This window comes from Rhodococcus sp. MEB064, from assembly GCF_000834565.1.
Taxonomy (GTDB): domain Bacteria; phylum Actinomycetota; class Actinomycetes; order Mycobacteriales; family Mycobacteriaceae; genus Rhodococcoides.
On the sequence record NZ_JXQS01000010.1, the window covers coordinates 48,272 to 64,963 of the forward strand.

Annotated in this window: 17 protein-coding genes; 11 read left to right on the forward strand and 6 right to left on the reverse strand. The window is 68.4% G+C overall.

Features of this window, described 5'->3' with window-relative positions; translation table 11 throughout:
- Positions 1-17: 17 nt before the first annotated feature.
- Entirely contained in the window at positions 18-866 is an 849-nt protein-coding gene (locus tag RU01_RS06030; RefSeq protein ID WP_042573622.1) for a Bax inhibitor-1/YccA family protein, read from the reverse strand.
- A 221-nt stretch (positions 867-1,087) separates the two neighbouring features.
- Here RU01_RS06030 and RU01_RS06035 point away from each other — a divergent pair, with 221 nt between their 5' ends.
- A complete protein-coding gene (locus RU01_RS06035; protein WP_042573685.1) occupies positions 1,088-1,543 on the forward strand; it encodes a hypothetical protein in 456 nt (151 codons plus the stop codon).
- 31 nt (positions 1,544-1,574) lie between these two features.
- On the opposite strand, the gene RU01_RS06040 is transcribed toward RU01_RS06035, so the two are convergent.
- Positions 1,575-2,696, reverse strand: a complete 1,122-nt coding sequence (locus RU01_RS06040) for a class I SAM-dependent methyltransferase (RefSeq protein ID WP_042573623.1) — start codon at positions 2,694-2,696, stop codon at positions 1,575-1,577.
- Positions 2,697-2,778: 82 nt separating this feature from the next.
- Between RU01_RS06040 and RU01_RS06045 the strand changes: the two genes are divergently transcribed.
- The 7 genes from RU01_RS06045 (at position 2,779) to RU01_RS06075 (ending at position 9,425) form a co-directional block, all read left to right on the forward strand.
- Positions 2,779-3,774, forward strand: a complete 996-nt coding sequence (locus RU01_RS06045; RefSeq protein WP_042573624.1) for an NAD-dependent epimerase/dehydratase family protein — start codon at positions 2,779-2,781, stop codon at positions 3,772-3,774.
- Between the two features lie 97 nt (positions 3,775-3,871).
- Positions 3,872-4,465 (forward strand): biotin transporter BioY, encoded by a 594-nt coding sequence (locus RU01_RS06050; protein ID WP_042573625.1) that lies wholly within the window; start codon positions 3,872-3,874, stop codon positions 4,463-4,465.
- The gene (locus tag RU01_RS06055) at positions 4,465-5,583 is read left to right on the forward strand and encodes a thiolase family protein (protein ID WP_042573626.1); all 1,119 of its coding nucleotides are present in this window, start codon (positions 4,465-4,467) and stop codon (positions 5,581-5,583) included. Before RU01_RS06050 ends, RU01_RS06055 begins: the two co-directional genes overlap by 1 nt.
- Positions 5,580-6,260 (forward strand): energy-coupling factor ABC transporter ATP-binding protein, encoded by a 681-nt coding sequence (locus tag RU01_RS06060; protein WP_042573627.1) that lies wholly within the window; start codon positions 5,580-5,582, stop codon positions 6,258-6,260. Before RU01_RS06055 ends, RU01_RS06060 begins: the two co-directional genes overlap by 4 nt.
- On the forward strand, positions 6,257-6,880 hold the full coding sequence (locus RU01_RS06065) for an energy-coupling factor transporter transmembrane component T family protein (protein WP_042573628.1): 624 nt from the start codon (positions 6,257-6,259) through the stop codon (positions 6,878-6,880). Before RU01_RS06060 ends, RU01_RS06065 begins: the two co-directional genes overlap by 4 nt.
- Positions 6,877-8,271, forward strand: coding sequence for a class I adenylate-forming enzyme family protein (locus RU01_RS06070; RefSeq protein ID WP_042573629.1), 1,395 nt, complete (start codon positions 6,877-6,879; stop codon positions 8,269-8,271). The genes RU01_RS06065 and RU01_RS06070 overlap by 4 nt, the downstream gene beginning before the upstream one ends.
- A 146-nt stretch (positions 8,272-8,417) precedes the next feature.
- Complete coding sequence (locus RU01_RS06075; RefSeq protein WP_042573630.1) at positions 8,418-9,425, forward strand: substrate-binding domain-containing protein; 1,008 nt, start codon at positions 8,418-8,420, stop codon at positions 9,423-9,425.
- An 80-nt stretch (positions 9,426-9,505) separates the two neighbouring features.
- On the opposite strand, the gene RU01_RS06080 is transcribed toward RU01_RS06075, so the two are convergent.
- Positions 9,506-10,843: an MFS transporter gene (locus RU01_RS06080; RefSeq protein WP_042573631.1), complete on the reverse strand. Its 1,338-nt coding sequence runs from the start codon at positions 10,841-10,843 to the stop codon at positions 9,506-9,508.
- A 138-nt stretch (positions 10,844-10,981) separates the two neighbouring features.
- Between RU01_RS06080 and RU01_RS06085 the strand changes: the two genes are divergently transcribed.
- Positions 10,982-12,349, forward strand: a complete 1,368-nt coding sequence (locus tag RU01_RS06085; protein WP_042573632.1) for an FAD-binding oxidoreductase — start codon at positions 10,982-10,984, stop codon at positions 12,347-12,349.
- Positions 12,350-12,385: 36 nt separating this feature from the next.
- The gene (locus tag RU01_RS06090; protein ID WP_042573686.1) at positions 12,386-13,030 is read left to right on the forward strand and encodes a class I SAM-dependent methyltransferase; all 645 of its coding nucleotides are present in this window, start codon (positions 12,386-12,388) and stop codon (positions 13,028-13,030) included.
- Here RU01_RS06090 and RU01_RS06095 read toward each other — a convergent pair.
- From RU01_RS06095 to RU01_RS06105, 3 genes are read right to left on the reverse strand one after another with little or no spacing between them, the layout of a single operon-like run.
- A complete protein-coding gene (locus RU01_RS06095) occupies positions 13,006-14,103 on the reverse strand; it encodes a prenyltransferase (RefSeq protein ID WP_042573633.1) in 1,098 nt (365 codons plus the stop codon). The genes RU01_RS06090 and RU01_RS06095 overlap by 25 nt on opposite strands.
- Complete coding sequence (locus tag RU01_RS06100; RefSeq protein ID WP_042573634.1) at positions 14,090-14,842, reverse strand: class I SAM-dependent methyltransferase; 753 nt, start codon at positions 14,840-14,842, stop codon at positions 14,090-14,092. The genes RU01_RS06095 and RU01_RS06100 overlap by 14 nt, the downstream gene beginning before the upstream one ends.
- Complete coding sequence (locus RU01_RS06105; RefSeq protein WP_042573635.1) at positions 14,836-16,086, reverse strand: glycosyltransferase family 4 protein; 1,251 nt, start codon at positions 16,084-16,086, stop codon at positions 14,836-14,838. Before RU01_RS06105 ends, RU01_RS06100 begins: the two co-directional genes overlap by 7 nt.
- Before the next feature lie 126 nt (positions 16,087-16,212).
- Between RU01_RS06105 and RU01_RS06110 the strand changes: the two genes are divergently transcribed.
- The gene (locus RU01_RS06110; protein ID WP_042573636.1) at positions 16,213-16,692 is read left to right on the forward strand and encodes an SRPBCC family protein; all 480 of its coding nucleotides are present in this window, start codon (positions 16,213-16,215) and stop codon (positions 16,690-16,692) included.

Sequence of the window (16,692 nt, forward strand, 5' to 3'; positions counted from 1 at the left end):
GATGACGACCGGTCGTACTAGTCGTTGTTGAAGTAGCTCAGCAGTCGCAGGATCTCGACGTACAGCCAGACCAGGGTGATGGTCAGTCCGAGGGCCACGCCCCAGGCTGCCTTCTCCGGAGCCTGAGCCCGGATGAGCTGATCGGCGGCGTCGAAGTCGAGCAGGAAGCTGAACGCGGCGATGCCGATGCAGACGAGGCTGAAGATGATGGCGACGGTTCCGCCGTCACGCAGGCCCAGTCCGCCGGGGGTGAAGAAGCTGGCGACCAGGTTGCCGAGCATCAGCACCACGACGCCGATGAGGGCGCCGACGACCATGCGGGTCAATCGGGGGGTGACGCGGATGGCGCCCGTCTTGTAGACGACCAGCATGCCGAAGAAGACACCGAACGTACCGAGCACGGCCTGCGCGATAAGGGCGCTACCGCCGACACCACCGAATTCGATGGACGTGAACATGAGCGACAGGGCTCCGAGGAACACGCCCTCGAAGGCCGCGTACGCGAGGACCAGCGGCGCGCTGTCCATCTTGCGGCCGAAGGTGGCCACCATGACGAGGACGAAGCCGATCAGTCCACCGCCGATGACGAACATCGGAGCGAGGTCGGGGTTGTTGCTCGCGAGGACGTAGCTGACGATCGCGGCGACGGTGAGGACACCGAGAGTCGTGGCCGTCTTGGTGACGACGTCGTCGATGGTCATCGCACGCTGCTGCGGACCGGTCTGGTACGGCTGCGGCTGGCCCTGCGGAGATCCGTACTGCTGGGTGACCGCACCGGCGCCGGCGGCGGCCGAACCGAACGACGCGTACCCGCCCCCCGACTGCTTGGGCAGATTGCGGAACACCGGGTTGCTGGAAGTGCGCACCGTGTCTCATCCCTTTCGTGTGGTGGAGCCTGTGAACAGAACAACGTTCGGCGACGACGGAAAAGTTCCCATCGGACAAAACGGACTCTACCGGCCGTGATCCGGACCGGACGAGACGGAGGTCGTGCGCGGACGAACACCTGGAGTACACACCACCGGGTTGCGGCCCGCGACCGCTGCCACACGTTTGTGGCCGCAGCGTTACGGGCACCATGGACAGCATGAGCATCGAAGACGGACCCGGAGACACGCTGGACCAGAGTGAGAGCCTCGACTCGGACGAGATCCGGGGCACGGACGACGTCGACGACGTGGTGACCCCGCCGGACTCGTGGACCGAGGCCGACAAGTTCGGCACCACCGAGCGCGAGGCACGGGAGGGTGAGAGCCTCGACCAGAAGCTGGCCGAGGAAGTTCCCGACGTCCCGCTCGAGGAGGAGCTCGACGTTCCGGTCGCGGCGACACCCGACGACGATCTGACCGAGGAGCTCGTCGACCGCATCATCGACAGCGACGACGAGAACGACTACATCGCGGACGCCACCGAGGACGACGGCACCGACGGCGCCGCCGTGAAGGACGCGGACGTGGTGGACGGGGTCGTGGTGGAGAATTCCGCGACGCACCGCGGCCAGGTCGACGGGACCCCCGAGGACGCGGGCTCGTTCTACGAGTGAGCTCCGAGCAACCGAACAGCTGAATTCACCGTCACCGTATCGACTTGGTGACGGTGAATTTTGCATTCCGCCCCATGACCTCGGTCGGTCCCACCATGCGCCCGAGCATGGGGTTGAAGCGCAGATGGGAGTTGTGCACGGTCCACAGTTCTCCGCCGGGTCGCAGAACCTTGCGTGCGGCAGCGAACAATTTCTCCGCACCTCCGGTGTGTACGGCGGCGTTCTCGTGGAACGGCGGATTGCACAGCACGACGTCGGCGCTCGCGGCGGGTTCCGACGCCATCGCGTCGTCACGCCGGACGGTCAGGGAGACACCCGACGCCTCTGCGGTCGCGAGGGCGGACGCCACCGCTGCGGCCGACCTGTCCGTGGCGACGATCTCCGCGTCGGGACGCAACCGAGCGGCGAGAACGGCGAGAATTCCTGTGCCGCACCCGAGATCGACGATACGGCGAGCGTCGGGTGCGGTCCGGTCGAGGAAGGAACACAGGAACCGGGTGCCGATGTCCAGGCGATCCCCGGAGAACACGGCCCCGTGCGCGACCACGGTCATGTCGAGATCGGCAACGGTGGTCCGCACCGGATAGGTGAACGACTCGACGGGCGTCGGGTCGGAGGCGACGAGGCCGCGGGACTTCTGCGACGCGCGTGTCGCGGTGACCGTGCCGAAGCTCGCCGCCAGGACGTCGTTCATCGAGCGGCTCATGTGCTTGAGCCGGCCCGCGGAGAAGACCCGCACCGACGGATCCGCCCACCGCGCGATCGCCTGCGCGATCTCGGTGAGCTCGGCCAGCGCGCGAGGGAGCTGCATCAGGACCACCGAGGCGCCGTCCAGCAGTCGTCGGTCGAGTGCGTGGTTCGTGTAGACGGCAGCCATTCCCAGCGCATCGGCGTTGCGGGCCAGCGCCACTTCGGATGTCAGAGGGTCCTGGTGCACCCGTATGCCGGTCAGGCCGTGGGCCGCCGCCGCGCCCAGTGTCAGCGCGCCATATCGGTCGCCGATCACGACGACCGCGCCCGGCGTCGCGGCCGACAGCGCGTCGGCGGCCTCGGACAGGACGAGTCTGTCGGAAGCGTCGACGGCGGTGAGGTTGGGCGCCTCCACGTCGGGCGCCCTGCCGAGTGAGTCCAGAACGTCCGCGAGATCCTGCATCGCTGCAGTCTGTCACCCGTGAGGACGGACCGCGGAATCCGTTCCGTGCATGGATCACCGCCTCTGCGGGCATCCTCGGCACATGGGAATCACAGTGGCGGTGACCGGACCGACAGGCGAGATCGGGATGTCTGCAGTCGATGCACTCGAGAAGGATCCGGCGGTCGACCGCATCCTGGGTATGGCGCGGCGGCCCTTCGACACCTCGGCACACGGGTGGACGAAGACGGAGTATCGGCAGGGCGACATCCTCGACCGTGATGCGGTGGAGGCGTTCGTCGCCGACGCCGACGTCGTGGTCCACCTGGCATTTCTGATCATGGGTTCGCGGGCAGAGAGTTCGCGCATCAACCTCGCCGGTACCCGCAACGTGTTCGAGGCGACCGTCGCGGCAGCGAAGCCGAGCCGTTTGGTCTACACGTCGTCCGTCGCCGCGTACGGGTATCACTCGGACAACCGGGTGCCGATCACCGAGGACACACCGACCAGGGGCTCGAAGGAGCACTACTACTCCGAGCAGAAGGCAGAACTCGAGTCGGTGCTGACGGAGGTCACGTCGGGCTCGGACCTCGACGTCTTCGTTCTGCGACCCTGCATCGTCGCGGGCCCGAAAGCGCCGGCGCTGGCCGACTCGATGCCGTGGCGGTCGTTCGCCTCCAAGCTCCCCCAGCCTGTTGCCGCTGCACTCGGCGCGGTGCCCCTGATCCGACCACTGTTCCCCGATCCTGGACATCCGCTGCAGCTCGTGCACCACGACGACGTCGCCGCGGCGATCGCGGCCGCCGTCACGACGGACGGCGCACCGGGGGCGTTCAACATCGCCGGGGACGGCGTCGTGTCGCTGTCCGAGGTCGCCTCCGCCCTCGGTGCCCAGCCGATCCGGGTGCCGTCGATTCTCGGCTCGGCAGCGTCGGCGGTCATCCGGACGCTGCCCGTCGTGCCGTCGATGGTCGAGTGGGTGCATGTCGGCCGGACCTCGGTGGTCATGGACACCTCCAAGGCCAAGCGCGAACTGGGATGGCACCCGAGATACAGCAGTGCCGCCACACTCGACGCACTCGTGTCGTCACTGTCCTGACCGGGCGGGACTTGCACGAGAAGCAGGCGCGAGGCTAGCTTGACCATCGCACTTGAACACCGTTCAAGTCTCGTCCCCGGCCTCAGGAGTTCGCACGGTGTCCACCACACGTTTCTCGGCTCGAGACCTCGCGCAGGTCGCCGTCTTCGCCGCGCTCATCGCAGCCCTCGGACTTCCCGGATCGATCACCGTCGGGATCAGCGGCGTGCCCATCACCCTGCAGACTCTCGGCGTCATCGCGGCCGGCGCCGTTCTCGGAGCACGAAAAGGCGCTGCCGCGGTGCTCGTCCTGCTCGCGCTCGTGGCCATCGGCCTGCCGCTTCTCGCGGGCGGTCGCGGCGGTCTCGGAGTCTTCGCGGCACCCAGCGTCGGATACCTCGTCGGCTGGGTCGTGGGAGCCTTCGTGATCGGCGCGCTCACCCGCCTCATCGTGCCCGCGTACCCACTGTGGGCCGGTCTGCTGGTCAATGCCGTGGGCGGCATCGCCGTCATCTACGTGTTCGGCATCCTCGGACTACTCGTGCGCACCGACCTCGGAATCGGGGCGGCCATCGCCTCCACCGGCGCCTACGTTCCCGGAGATGCGCTGAAGGTCGTCGTGGCCACCATCGTCGCGAAAGGCGTCCACCGGGCATACCCGGGTCTGATCGCACCGCGTCGCCGAGTGGCGGCTCGGACGTCCACCGTGTGATGGTCTCGCAGCCCGTCATCGTCGTCGCCCGACGCACCGCGGTGGGAACCGCCGGCCACGCCTTCGCCACCTGCACGGCCGCCGACCTGGCCGCGACCGTGCTGGCCGACGTCGCCCGTCGGGTCGCGCACCTCGGTCCGGTCGACGACGTCGTCCTCGGCAACTGCCTCGGACCCGGCGGCGACATCGCCCGCGTCAGCGCACTGCAGGCGGGACTCGGTCACGGCGTCCCCGGCGTGACCGTCGATCGCCAGTGCGGATCGGGACTCGATGCGGTCGCCCTGGCGTCGTCACGCATCCGAGCCGGCGACGATTCCTTGCTGCTCGCAGGGGGCGTCGAGTCCGCGAGCACCGCGCCGTGGCGCTACTTCCCGCCGTCCGGCGGACAGGACCCGGTTCGCTACACCCGCGCGCCGTTCACCCCAGCAGGAACACCGGACCCCGACATGGGCGTCGCGGCGGACGACCTGGCGCGTCACCTCGGTATCGACAGAGCCCGCCAGGACCTGTACGCCGAGCGGTCGCACAAGCTGGCATCGACCACCGACTTCTCGGGCGAGATCGTGCCCGTCGCCGGGGTCACCGCGGACGAACGCGTTCGTTCCGGCCTCACCGCGGCGCGGCTCGGACGGTTGCGGCCGGCCTTCTCCGCCGACGGCACCGCGACGGCCGGGAACTCGTGCGGCATCTCCGACGGTGCGGCGGTCGTCGCCGTCACCACTGCCGACCGCGCCGACGGGCCGGCGCTCCGCATCCTCGGATGGTCGGTCGCCGGAACCGACCCGGCGCTACCGGGGCTCGCGCCGATCCCCGCGATCGAGGCCGTGTTGTCGCGCTGCGGGGTCGCACCGACGGACGTCGGCATCGTCGAGATCACCGAGGCGTTCGCGACCGTCGCGCTCGCAGTCGTCGATCGCCTCGGCTTCGATCCGGACATCGTCTGTCCGGGCGGCGGCGCCATCGCTCTGGGCCACCCGTGGGGCGCCTCCGGTGCCCTTCTGCTCGTCCGGTTGGCTACACAGATGGCATCGACAACCTCGCCCGCGCTGGGCCTCGCCGCATGCGCCATCGGAGGCGGTCAGGGAATCGCGATGCTCGTCGAGCGGGTCGACCGGTGAGCGTCATCCGCTTCGAGCACGTCTCGCACGGCTACGGTCAGCGAAGCGTGCTGCAGGACATCGACCTCGAACTGACCGAGTCCCGCATCGGCATCGTCGGCTCCAACGGGTCGGGGAAGTCCACTCTGGCGCGCATGATCAACGGCCTCGTCTCCCCGAACGAGGGCACCGTCACGGTCGACGGTCTCAACGTCGCCCGCAAGGGTGGACAGGTCCGGCGCAAGGTCGGCTTCGTCTTCACCGACCCCGACAACCAGATCGTCATGCCCACCGTCGCCGAGGATCTCGCGTTCTCGTTGCGACGGACCGGCGCCGGCAAGGACGACGTGCGCGACCGTGTGTCGGAGATGCTCGACAGGTTCGGCCTGGCCGGCCACGCCGACCACCCCGCGCACCTGCTCTCCGGTGGCCAGAAGCAGATGCTGGCGATCGGTGCGGTGCTGATCCGCCGACCCGAGGTCCTCGTGGCGGACGAGCCGACCACGCTCCTCGACCTGCGCAACGCCCGCAAGGTGGGACGCGTCTTCGACACCCTGGATCAGCAGGTCGTCGTCGTCACGCACCATCTCGATCTGTTGACGAACTTCGACCGCGTCATCGTCATCCACGACGCGCGCGTGGCCTACGACGGACGTCCCGCGGACGCCCTGCCCGCCTACGAGGCGTTGCTCGAATGATCGGCCTCTATCAACCGGGTCGATCACTGCTGCACCGACTTCCGGCAGGCACCAAGCTTCTGCTGCTGATGGTCGCGGTCGTCGCCGTGATCGCCCTGGTGCGCAGACCCGTCGATGTCGCCGTGGCCGCCGCCCTGGTGTGCGGAGCGTTCGCGGTGGGAGGCATCGGTCCCCGTGTCGCCCTCGCACAGATCCGCCCACTGTTCTGGATGGTCGCTCTCATCGCGGTGTTCCAGGTCGTCTTCACCACCCCGGCCCGAGCAGTGGTGGTGTGCGGCGTCCTGGTGGTCACCGTCGCGGCCGCGAGCCTGGTCACTCTGACCACCCGCGTCACCGAGATGCTGGACGTCTGCGACCGCCTCCTGCAGCCTTTCCGGAGATTCGGTGTGGATCCCGACCGGGTCGGTCTGCTTCTCGCACTGACCATCCGGCTCGTTCCGGTCCTGACGGGGATTGTCCACGAGGTATCGGACGCCCGCAAAGCCCGCGGGCTGCAATGGTCGATGACGGCGCTGGCGACACCCGTCGTCGTCCGTGCACTCCGTACCGCGGACGCGCTGGGAGACAGCCTCGTCGCGCGGGGTGTCGACGATCCGGCGACAGACCAGGACGACTCGTGATCGCCGGGCGGATCGAACGGTGGGCGCGGGGCACCCCGGACTCCTGCGCGGTGACCGCGGCGGACGGATCGCTGAGCTATCGGGAGCTGTGGGATCACTCGGGTCGCGTCGCCGCGCGCGTCGCCGGAATGCCTCGTGTCGCAGTGCTTCCGGCGTCCGATCTCGGCTCGGTGGTCACTCTGATCGGCGCGATACGCGCGGGTTCCTCGTTGGTCCTTCTGCATCGCCATCTCCTGCCCGACCATCTCGCATCCGTGCTCGACATCAGCCGACCGGGGGCTGTCGTCGCGTCGACACGCGGCAGGGACCGTCTCCGACGACTCGGCTACGACGGGCCCCTCGAGTCGCCGACGGATCTCACGGCAGCGCCGGCGACGCCTGTCGCCGATCCCGACGAGTCCGCCGAACTGTTGGCGGGGCTGACCTCCGGAACGTCGGGGAAACCCAAGCTGTTCGTGCGCTCCCGCCGATCCTGGACTCGCACTCTCGATCGCTCGGACGAGGAGTTCACCGTCGACGAGCACTCCCGCGTCGCCGCGCCGGGCGTCCTGGACCACACCCATTTCCTGTACGGACTTGTGCATGCCTTGACGCGAGGTGCCTCGGTGGATCTGCGACCGGTCGACTCGTGGGCCGCGAGCGGCGCTGATCCGACGCACATCTACACCGTTCCCACCATCGCGCACGACATCGCTCGACGCGTCGACCTCACCCCGGGAAGCATCCGAGAAGTGTTGTCCTCCGGTGCCTTCTGGCCCGAATCCGGGCGGCGCCAACTGTCGGATCGCCTACCCGGGGCCACCCTCGTGCACTTCTACGGAGCGTCGGAACTGAGCCTCGTCGCCGTGTCATCCTCCGCCGAACCGGTTCCACCAGGCTCCGCCGGGCGACTGGTGTCCGGGGTGCAGGCGCGGGTGGTCGACGGTCTGGTCGAGGTACACAGCGACATGAACTTCGACGGCTATATGACCTCGCCGGACGACGCGGCACCGACGGGTGGTCCGGTCGACGGGTGGATGGGTGTCGGCGATAGGGGTGAGGTGCACGAGGGCTGGCTGTTCCTCACCGGTCGCAGCAGCGACACCATCGTGCGCGGCGGCCTGAAGGTCGAACCGATCGACGTGGAGCGAGCGCTGCGAGAGTTTCCCGGCATCGTCGACGCTGCGTGTGTCGGAGCTCCGCATGTGCGGATGGGACACGTGCCGGTAGCGGCAATCGTCGTCGACGACCCGGTCGATCCCGCTGCGTTACGACGCCATCTCCGGCGCCGTCTGGAGGCCCCCGCGCTCCCCGCCGCCGTGGTCACGGTGAGCTCTCTCCCCCGCACTCCGCGTGGAAAGCTCGACCGCACTGCCGTTCTCGCCGCGGTGCAGGCCGAGGCGCGCACCTGACACACCCGCACCGCTGCGGACGTATTGTCTGGACAAACTATTGACAATGCTTGTGATGTGGATTACACATATCTCCGGGTCGCGACCTCATGATCACGACCTCGTATCCAGCACACCGACTAGTCGGCGTTCGAGAAAGAGACCGAATGACACGTCATCTCACCCGTCGGGGCACCGCTGTGGCTCTCGGCGTCGCACTGAGCGTCACCCTGGCAGCGGGCTGCTCGAGTTCCGGCGGGGCTCCGGAGTCCTCCGGTGACGGCGGCGGCAACGCCGGCACGGCCGACACTCCCAAGGCGACCATCGCGATGATCACGCACGAGGTTCCCGGCGACACGTTCTGGGACCTCATCCGCAAGGGCGCCGAGGCTGCGGCAGCGAAGGACAACATCGAGCTGCGCTACTCCTCCGATCCCGAAGCACCCAACCAGGCCAACCTGGTCCAGAGCGCCATCGACTCCAAGGTCGACGGCATCGCGGTCACGCTGGCCAAGCCCGACGCCATGGCGCCGGCCGTCGATGCCGCGACCGCAGCGGGCATCCCCGTCGTCGCGTTCAACTCCGGGTACGACGCCTGGAAGGATCAGGGCGTCCAGCAGTACTTCGGCCAGGACGAGACCATCGCCGGCCAGGCAGTCGGTGAGCGCCTGACCACCGAGGGTGCGAAGAAGACGCTCTGCATCATCCAGGAGCAGGGTCAGGTCGCCCTCGAATCCCGCTGTGCCGGTGTGACACAGGGCTTCACCGGTGGTTCCACCGAGATCCTGAACGTCAACAGCAAGGACATGCCGTCCGTCGAGGCCACCATCACGGCCAAGCTGCAGCAGGATCCGTCCATCGACCACATCGTCGCGCTGGGCGCCCCGATCGCGCTGACCGCGGTGCAGTCGAAGGCTAACGCCGGCTCCGAGGCAACCGTCGTCACGTTCGACACCAATGCCGCACTCGTGGAGGCCATCCAGGGTGGCGACGTAGCGTGGGCCGTCGACCAGCAGCCTTACCTGCAGGGCTACCTGGCCATCGACTCGCTGTGGCTGTACCTCAACAACGGCAACACCATCGGTGGAGGCACCCCGGTTCTGACCGGACCGGCATTCATCGATTCGACCAACATCGACGCGATCGCGGAATACGCCAAGGGCGGCACCCGCTAGTCCCGTCACGCACATGGATCCGGTGCGGAAATATTCGCTGAGCGAACATTTCCGCACCGGATTTCTCGTGTCTCGGGCCGTCAGGCCATGTTCACGTTCCGGGTCTCCACCAGCGCCCGGGTACAGAACAGGCTCAGCACCGACAGCAGGGCGAGCATGACGCCCACGGCGATGCTGCCGAACTCCGCGGTCAGCGGGGCGGCGAGCAGCGGCGGGATCGCGCCACCGAGAACTCCGGCGAGGTTGTAGCCGAGACCGGCGCCCGTGTATCGGAATCGGGTCTGGAACAGCTCCGGCAGCATCGCTCCGGTCGGGCCGTACGCGATGCCGAAGATGGACAACGTGACGCACATGGCGACGACGTAGGCCGCGCTGGACCCGGTGTCCAGCAACGGGAACAGCACCAGCGACCACGGGACGGCCACCGCGCACGAGACCATGATGACGCGCCGCCGGCCGACCCGATCCGAGAACGTGGCGGACAGCGCGATGGTGATGCCGAAGATGACGGCGCCGACGATGCCGGTCCACAGCACGAACGGCCGGTCGAATCCGAGCGTCTTGGTGCCGTAACTCGTGAGATATGCAGTGCCCATGTAGAACAACGAGAACAGTGAGGCGAGAGCACCCGCCGCGAGCAGCACTTCCCGCTTCTGCACGTGCCACGCCTCGAGAACCGGTAGCTTGCCGGGCACCTTCTGTGCGGCCGCCGCCTGGTCCGCTCGGAAGATCGGCGTCTCCTCGATCGCGAGCCGCATGTACAGGCCGATCAGCACGAGGACGGCGCTGAACAGGAACGGGATGCGCCACCCGTAGTTCAGGAACGTCTCGTTGGTGTCGCCGAAGACGGCGCCGGTGGCCAGGAACGTCGCGCTGGACAGGATGAAGGCCGCCGACGGTCCCAACTGCGGGAACATTCCGTAGAAGCCGCGGCGCTTCGCCGGCGCGTACTCGGCCGTCAGCAGCGTCGCCCCCGCCCATTCGCCGCCGACCGCGAAGCCTTGGCCGAACCGCAGGACGACCAGGATGATCGGGGCCGCGACACCGATGGTCTCGGCGCCGGGCAGGAGACCGATGACGAACGTCGACACACCCATCAGCAGCAGTGTCGAGATGAGGGTCTTCTTGCGCCCGATGCGGTCACCGAAGTGTCCGAACAGCACGGCACCTGCCGGACGTGCGATGAACGCGACGGCAAAGGTCGCGAAGGATGCCACCGTCCCCGCCGTCGCCCCGAGCGCGGGGAAGAACACCGTCGGGAACACCAGGGCGGCAGCGGTTCCGTAGATGAAGAAGTCGTAGAACTCGATCGTGGTGCCGATGCCACTGGCAACCGCCACCTTGCGCACGCTCGTCCGCGGGGTGGTGGGTGGTGCTGCGACGCGCGCGGTCGCGTCGTCGGGCGAAACTGTGGTCATGGTTCTCCATCCGAGGTGAGGAACGTCCGAATGGTCGGACTTGCGAGGAACCGTATGTGACCTGAACCACTCCCACTACCCTCCGAAGAGGGGGTCGGCGACGGCGGGCGAGATGCCGCTCACAGCTACCCTCGACTGATGATCGTCGATGCACTGCTCGCCGAACTCCCCGCCGATCGGGTCGTCCTGGACCCCGACGTCATGGCGTCGTACCAGCACGACGAGGCGGAGTGGGCGCACTCCGTCGCTCCGCTCGCCGTCGTACGGCCCACCACCGCGGAGGAGGTCCAGGCGACCGTGCGCGCCTGTCTCGCGACCGGCACGTCGGTGGTGACTCGCGGCGCCGGTACCGGGTTGTCCGGCGGAGCGAACGCGAGCGAGGGATGCATCGTTCTCGCTCTCGATCGGATGACAACGATCCTCGAGATCGACCCGCTCGAGCGCTATGCCGTCGTCGAACCGGGCGTCGTGAACGATCACCTGCGCGCGGCCGCCTCCGAGGTCGGGTTGTGGTACCCGCCCGATCCCGCCAGCTCACCCTGGTCGACGATCGGTGGGAACGTCGCCACCAACGCCGGCGGACTCTGCTGCGTGAAGTACGGGGTCACCCGCGACTACGTCATGGGACTGCAGATCGTCACCGGGACAGGTGATCTGGTCCGACTGGGTCGCAAGACCGCGAAGGGCGTCGCGGGGTACGACCTCGCAGGTCTGATGGTCGGCTCCGAGGGGACGCTGGGCATCGTCACCGAGATCACCGTCAAACTCCGTCCGCTCCAGGATCCGCAGCGCACCGTCGCCGGATACTTCGACTCGATCGTCGACGCCGGGCGAGCCGTCGCCGCTGTCGCCGCCGCGGGCCTGACGCCGTCGGCTCTGGAACTGGTCGACAAGCAGTGCCTGCTCGCGGTGGACGCCTGGAAGAACATGGGTCTCGCCGTCGACGCCGAGGTGGTGCTGCTCGGCCGGGTCGACACACCCGGACAGGTCGGCGACCAGGAAGCGAAGACGATGATGGCGTGCTTCGACGAGGGCGGCGCCACCTGGTCGGCACTGTCCACCGACCAGGAGGAAGCCGACGCGTTGTTCGCGGCCCGCCGCTTGGCGTATCCCGCGATGGAACGTCTGGGGCCGGTGCTGACCGAGGACGTGTGCGTCCCCAAGCGGCACGTGCCGGAGATGCTCTCGCGCATCGAGAAGATCGGCATCGCCCACGACGTCGTCATCGCCAACATCGCCCACGCCGGCGACGGCAATCTGCACCCTCTGCTGATAACCCCGCGGGACGACGATGCGGCGCGCGCGCGAGCACAGGCGGCGTTCGCCGAGATCATCGACGCCGCACTGGAACTCGGCGGCACCGTGACCGGAGAACACGGCGTCGGACTGCTGAAGATGCACGGACTGGTGCAGGAGCTCGATCCGGTCGTGCTGGCCATGCACCGTGCGGTGAAGGCAGCTCTCGACCCGCGGGGCATCCTCAATCCCGGCAAGGTGTTCGACTAGGCTCGGCGCGTGACCGACACTCCCGCACCGCCCGTCATGCCCGATGATCTCCGCGAGTTCGCCGAGGCGGCAACGGGTTTCATGCCCGCCGACGAGGGTCTCGCACTGTTCGACGCGGCCGCCGAGTTCCTCGGGGACGGGGTCGCGGTCGAGATCGGGAGCTACTGCGGCAAGTCCACCGTCTACCTCGGCGCCGCCGCGCGCGCCACCGGTGGACGCGTCGTCACCATCGATCACCACCACGGGTCCGAGGAACACCAGCAGGGGTGGGAGTACCACGACGAGTCGTTGGTCGATCCGTCCACCGGATCGCTCGACACGTTGCCCCGGTTCCGGCGCACCATCGGCGGGGCGGGCCTCGACGACGTGGTCATCGCCGTCGTCGGACGCTCCAGCGAGGTCGCGGCGATCTGGCGGCAACCGGTCAGCGTCCTGTTCGTCGACGGTGGTCACACGGACGAGGCCGCCGCGGCGGACTACGAGGGCTGGGCTCCCTGGATAGCCGTCGGAGGCGCCCTGCTGATCCACGACGTGTTCCCGAATCCGGCCGACGGCGGTCAGGCGCCGTACCGAATCTACCGGCGGGCACTCGACAGCGGCCAGTTCACCGAGTTGCGAGTAGCCGGGTCACTGCGAGTGCTGACGCGTACGTCCGGTCAGCCCGGCACGCTCGCCGGATAGGACTCCCCCGCGCAGCCGCAGAGTCGGTGCGCGCCGGACAGTCCGACGGGCAGGTCGTCGCCGCGGAAGATACCGGAACCGGCGCTCGACCGGGACAGCGCGTCGGCCGCGAGGATCATCGCCCCGGTGGTCCACGTGGTCCGTTCGACCGGCCACCGCTTACCGTCCGCGTAGACGAGGCCGGTCCAGTAGGACCCGTCGCTCTCCCGCAGGTGCTGCATGTTCGCAAGCAAGGCGACCGCCGCGTCGCGACGGTCCATCGCGTCGAGGGTCAGTACCAGTTCGCAGGTCTCCGCTCCGGTGACCCAGGGGCGGTCGTCGACGCAGCGGATACCGAGCCCGTCCACCACGAAGTCCGTCCACCGCTCGTCGATACGCCGCAGAGCCGCGGGGCCGCGCACCGCGCCGCCCAGGATCGGGTAGTACCAGTCCATCGAGTAGGACGGCTTCGGAGTGAAGGCCGAATCATGATGCCGGAGAACGTGACCGAGTCGGCCGACCGCCACCTCCCAGTCCGGTTGGGGGTCGCCGATGTACGCCGCCAGTGCCAACGCGCAGCGCAAGCTGTGATGGATGCTCGCGTTCCCGGTGAGCAGCGCTTCCGCACGCGAGCCGTTCGGTCCGGCCGCCCAGGCGATCTCGCCGCGATCGGACTGCAGGGAGAGGACGAAGTCGACGGCGCGGCGCACGGTCGGCCACAGTGCGAGCGCGAAGTTGTCGTCGCCGGTGACGAGGAAGTGGTGCCACACCCCCACCGCGATGTAGGCGCAGAAGTTGGTATCGGATCCGGCGTCCTCGACGATCGACCCGCGCATCCGGATGGGCCACGTACCGTCGTCGCGCTGGGTTCGCCGCGACCATTCGTAGGCGGCGTCGGCCTCCTCGACCAGGCCCGCCGCGCTCAGAGCCATCGCTGCTTCGACGTGGTCCCACGGATCCAGGTGTCCGCCGTCCGACCACGGCACGGCCCCGGACCGCAACTGGACCGCCGCGATGCTCCGGGCGCTCTCCAGACACTGCTCGGCCGTCAGGACGTCGGGGACGGACGGGACCGCATGCTCAGTGAGCGCCACGCTCGACCTCCGGTCGATCGCGACGGGCCTCCGGCTTGCGCAGGTAGATCACGACGGACTTGCCGATGGCCGGGTTCAGCACCTTCTCGAGGATGCGGGTCGTCCGAGGGGCTTTCATCATGTCCCACACCAGCATCGAGTGATACCCGCGCACCAGTGGGTGGTCGTCGTTGCGCACCCCCACGGCGCACTTGAGCCACCAGTACGGCGCGTGGAGCGCGTGCGCATGGTGAGTGTGGGTGACCTCGAGGCCCGCATCGGTCAGCGATGTCGCCAACTCGCCGGCGCGATAGATCCGCACGTGCCCGCCCTCGTTGGCGTGGTACTCGTCCGAGAGGGCCCAGCACACACGCTCGGGCAACCACCGCGGGACACTCACCGCCACGGTGCCGCCGGGCCGCACGACGCGGGCGATCTCGGCGATGGCCCGCGCGTCCTGCGGGATGTGCTCGAGCATCTCGGAGACGATCACCCCGTCGAACCACTCGTCGGGGAAGGGCAGCGACAACGCGTCGCCGACGACGGTCTCCGCGGTCGCGGACTCCGGAACCTGCTTTTCCTCGGCCATCGCGCCGAACATGACCTTGACCTCGTCGAGTTCTTCCGCGTTCTGATCGAACGCCGTGACATGCGCTCCGCGGCGGTACAACTCGTAGGAGTGACGTCCCTGGCCGCAGCCGATGTCGATGACGCGATCACCCTCGCCGAACCCGAGTCGGTCGAAGTCCATCGTCAGCATGTTCTCACTCGATTCCGTCGTGGTCGGCGACCGTCGTCGATCGCCCTCTCGTACTGCTCGACCGTCGCTGCGGCCACAGCCGGCCAGCCGTAGGTGGAGGTGGCCCGTTCGCGTCCGCGTTCACCCATGGCGCGCCGGCGCGGCTCGTCGTCGAGCGCGCGAGTCAGTGCGAGGGCGAGTGCGTCGCTGTCTCCGGGAGGCACCAGATCGGCGCAGAGCCCGTCGGGCCCCACCACCTCGGGGATCGCCCCGGTGCGGCTCACCACCAAGGGCGTCGCGCAGGCCATCGCCTCGATCGTCGGGAGCGAGAAGCCCTCGTACAAGGACGGCACGCAGGCGACGTCCGCCGAGGCCAGGACGCGCGCCAGTTCGGCGTCGTCGAGGCCGCTGCGGGTCCGTACGATGTCGCCGATTCCGAGTGCGTCGATCAGGACCCGTGTCGGTCCGGCCGGGTCGACCTTCGACACCAGTTCGAGCTCCACGTCGCGCTCGGTGCGGATCTTCGCCACCGCCTCGAGAAGATGCCGCACTCCCTTGAGTGCGACGTCGGCGCTGGCGACCGCCACGATCCGCCCGGGAACTCGCGGCGCGACTCCCGGTGCGAACACCGTCGTGTCGACACCGAGAGGGACCACGGTGACCGCCGCGGGATCGACGCCGAAGGCTTCGACGATGTCGACGGCGGACGAGTGCGACACGGTCAGCAGGCGCGCGATGCGGCGCGCCACCCGCCTCTGCATGGTCAGGAAGCCGTACCAGCGACGGACGGTGATCTGTCGCCGCCACGGTGCTGCCGCGAGGTCGAGCGCGCGGTCCCGCGTGATCGGGTGATGGATGGTGGCCACGAGGGGCAGCGGAACTCGCAACAGCCCGTAGCTCAAGGACTGATTGTCGTGCACGACGTCGAACTCGTCGGCCCGCGCGCGAAGCAGTCGTGCGACCCGGGCACCGAACGTGCGGGGTTCGGGGAAACCCGCGGTCCACATCGTGAGCACTTCGGACACGTCCACGAGGTCTCTGATCTCGGACGGTTTCGGGGTGCGGAACGGATCGTCGTCCCGGTACAGGTCCAGACTCGGGACGCGGGTGAGGCCCACGCGTGGGTCGAGGTCGGGGTACGGCTGACCGGAGAACACCTCGACGCTGTGTCCTTGGTCCACCAGAGCCCGGCTCAGACGCGAGACGTACACGCCCTGTCCACCGACGTGGGGCTTGCTGCGGTAGGACAGCAGAGCGATGCGCACGTGGGTCCCCCGAGCTGTCGCGGCTAATGATGACCCGATGTGTCTACCACCTCCGCGGTTCCTCGAATCCGCGTGACCGTCCGGTAGCGCCTCCGCGGCGGCGGGCAGTGGTCCAGACTGGACGACATGACGGGAACTGCGGACAGGGCCCTGCACATCCACCTGCCGGAAGGCGTGCCGTTCATCGATGTTCGTCGTGAATTCGACGCGCCGGTCTCCGCGGTCTTCCGGGCCCACGCCGAACCCGAACTGGTCGCCCGCTGGCTCGGCCCGGCGGGGTACGAGATGTCGGTCGAGGAGTACGACTTCCGCGGCGGCGGGCGCTATCGCTACCTCCATCGTGATCCCGGTGGCGCCGAGTACGCCTTCCACGGCGTGTTCCACACCGTGCGCACCGACGAGTTCGCCGTGCAGACGTTCGAGTACGAGGGCTTCCCCGACGTGGTGAGCATCGAGTTCCTCACCTTCGTCGATCTCGGTGACCGGTGTCGGCTCGAGGGACATTCGGTCTACCCGTCCCTCGACGCGCGCGACGGGATGGCGGCGAGCGGAATGGAGAAGGGCATGCGCGAAGGGTACGAACGGCTCGATCTCCTCCTCGCCTGA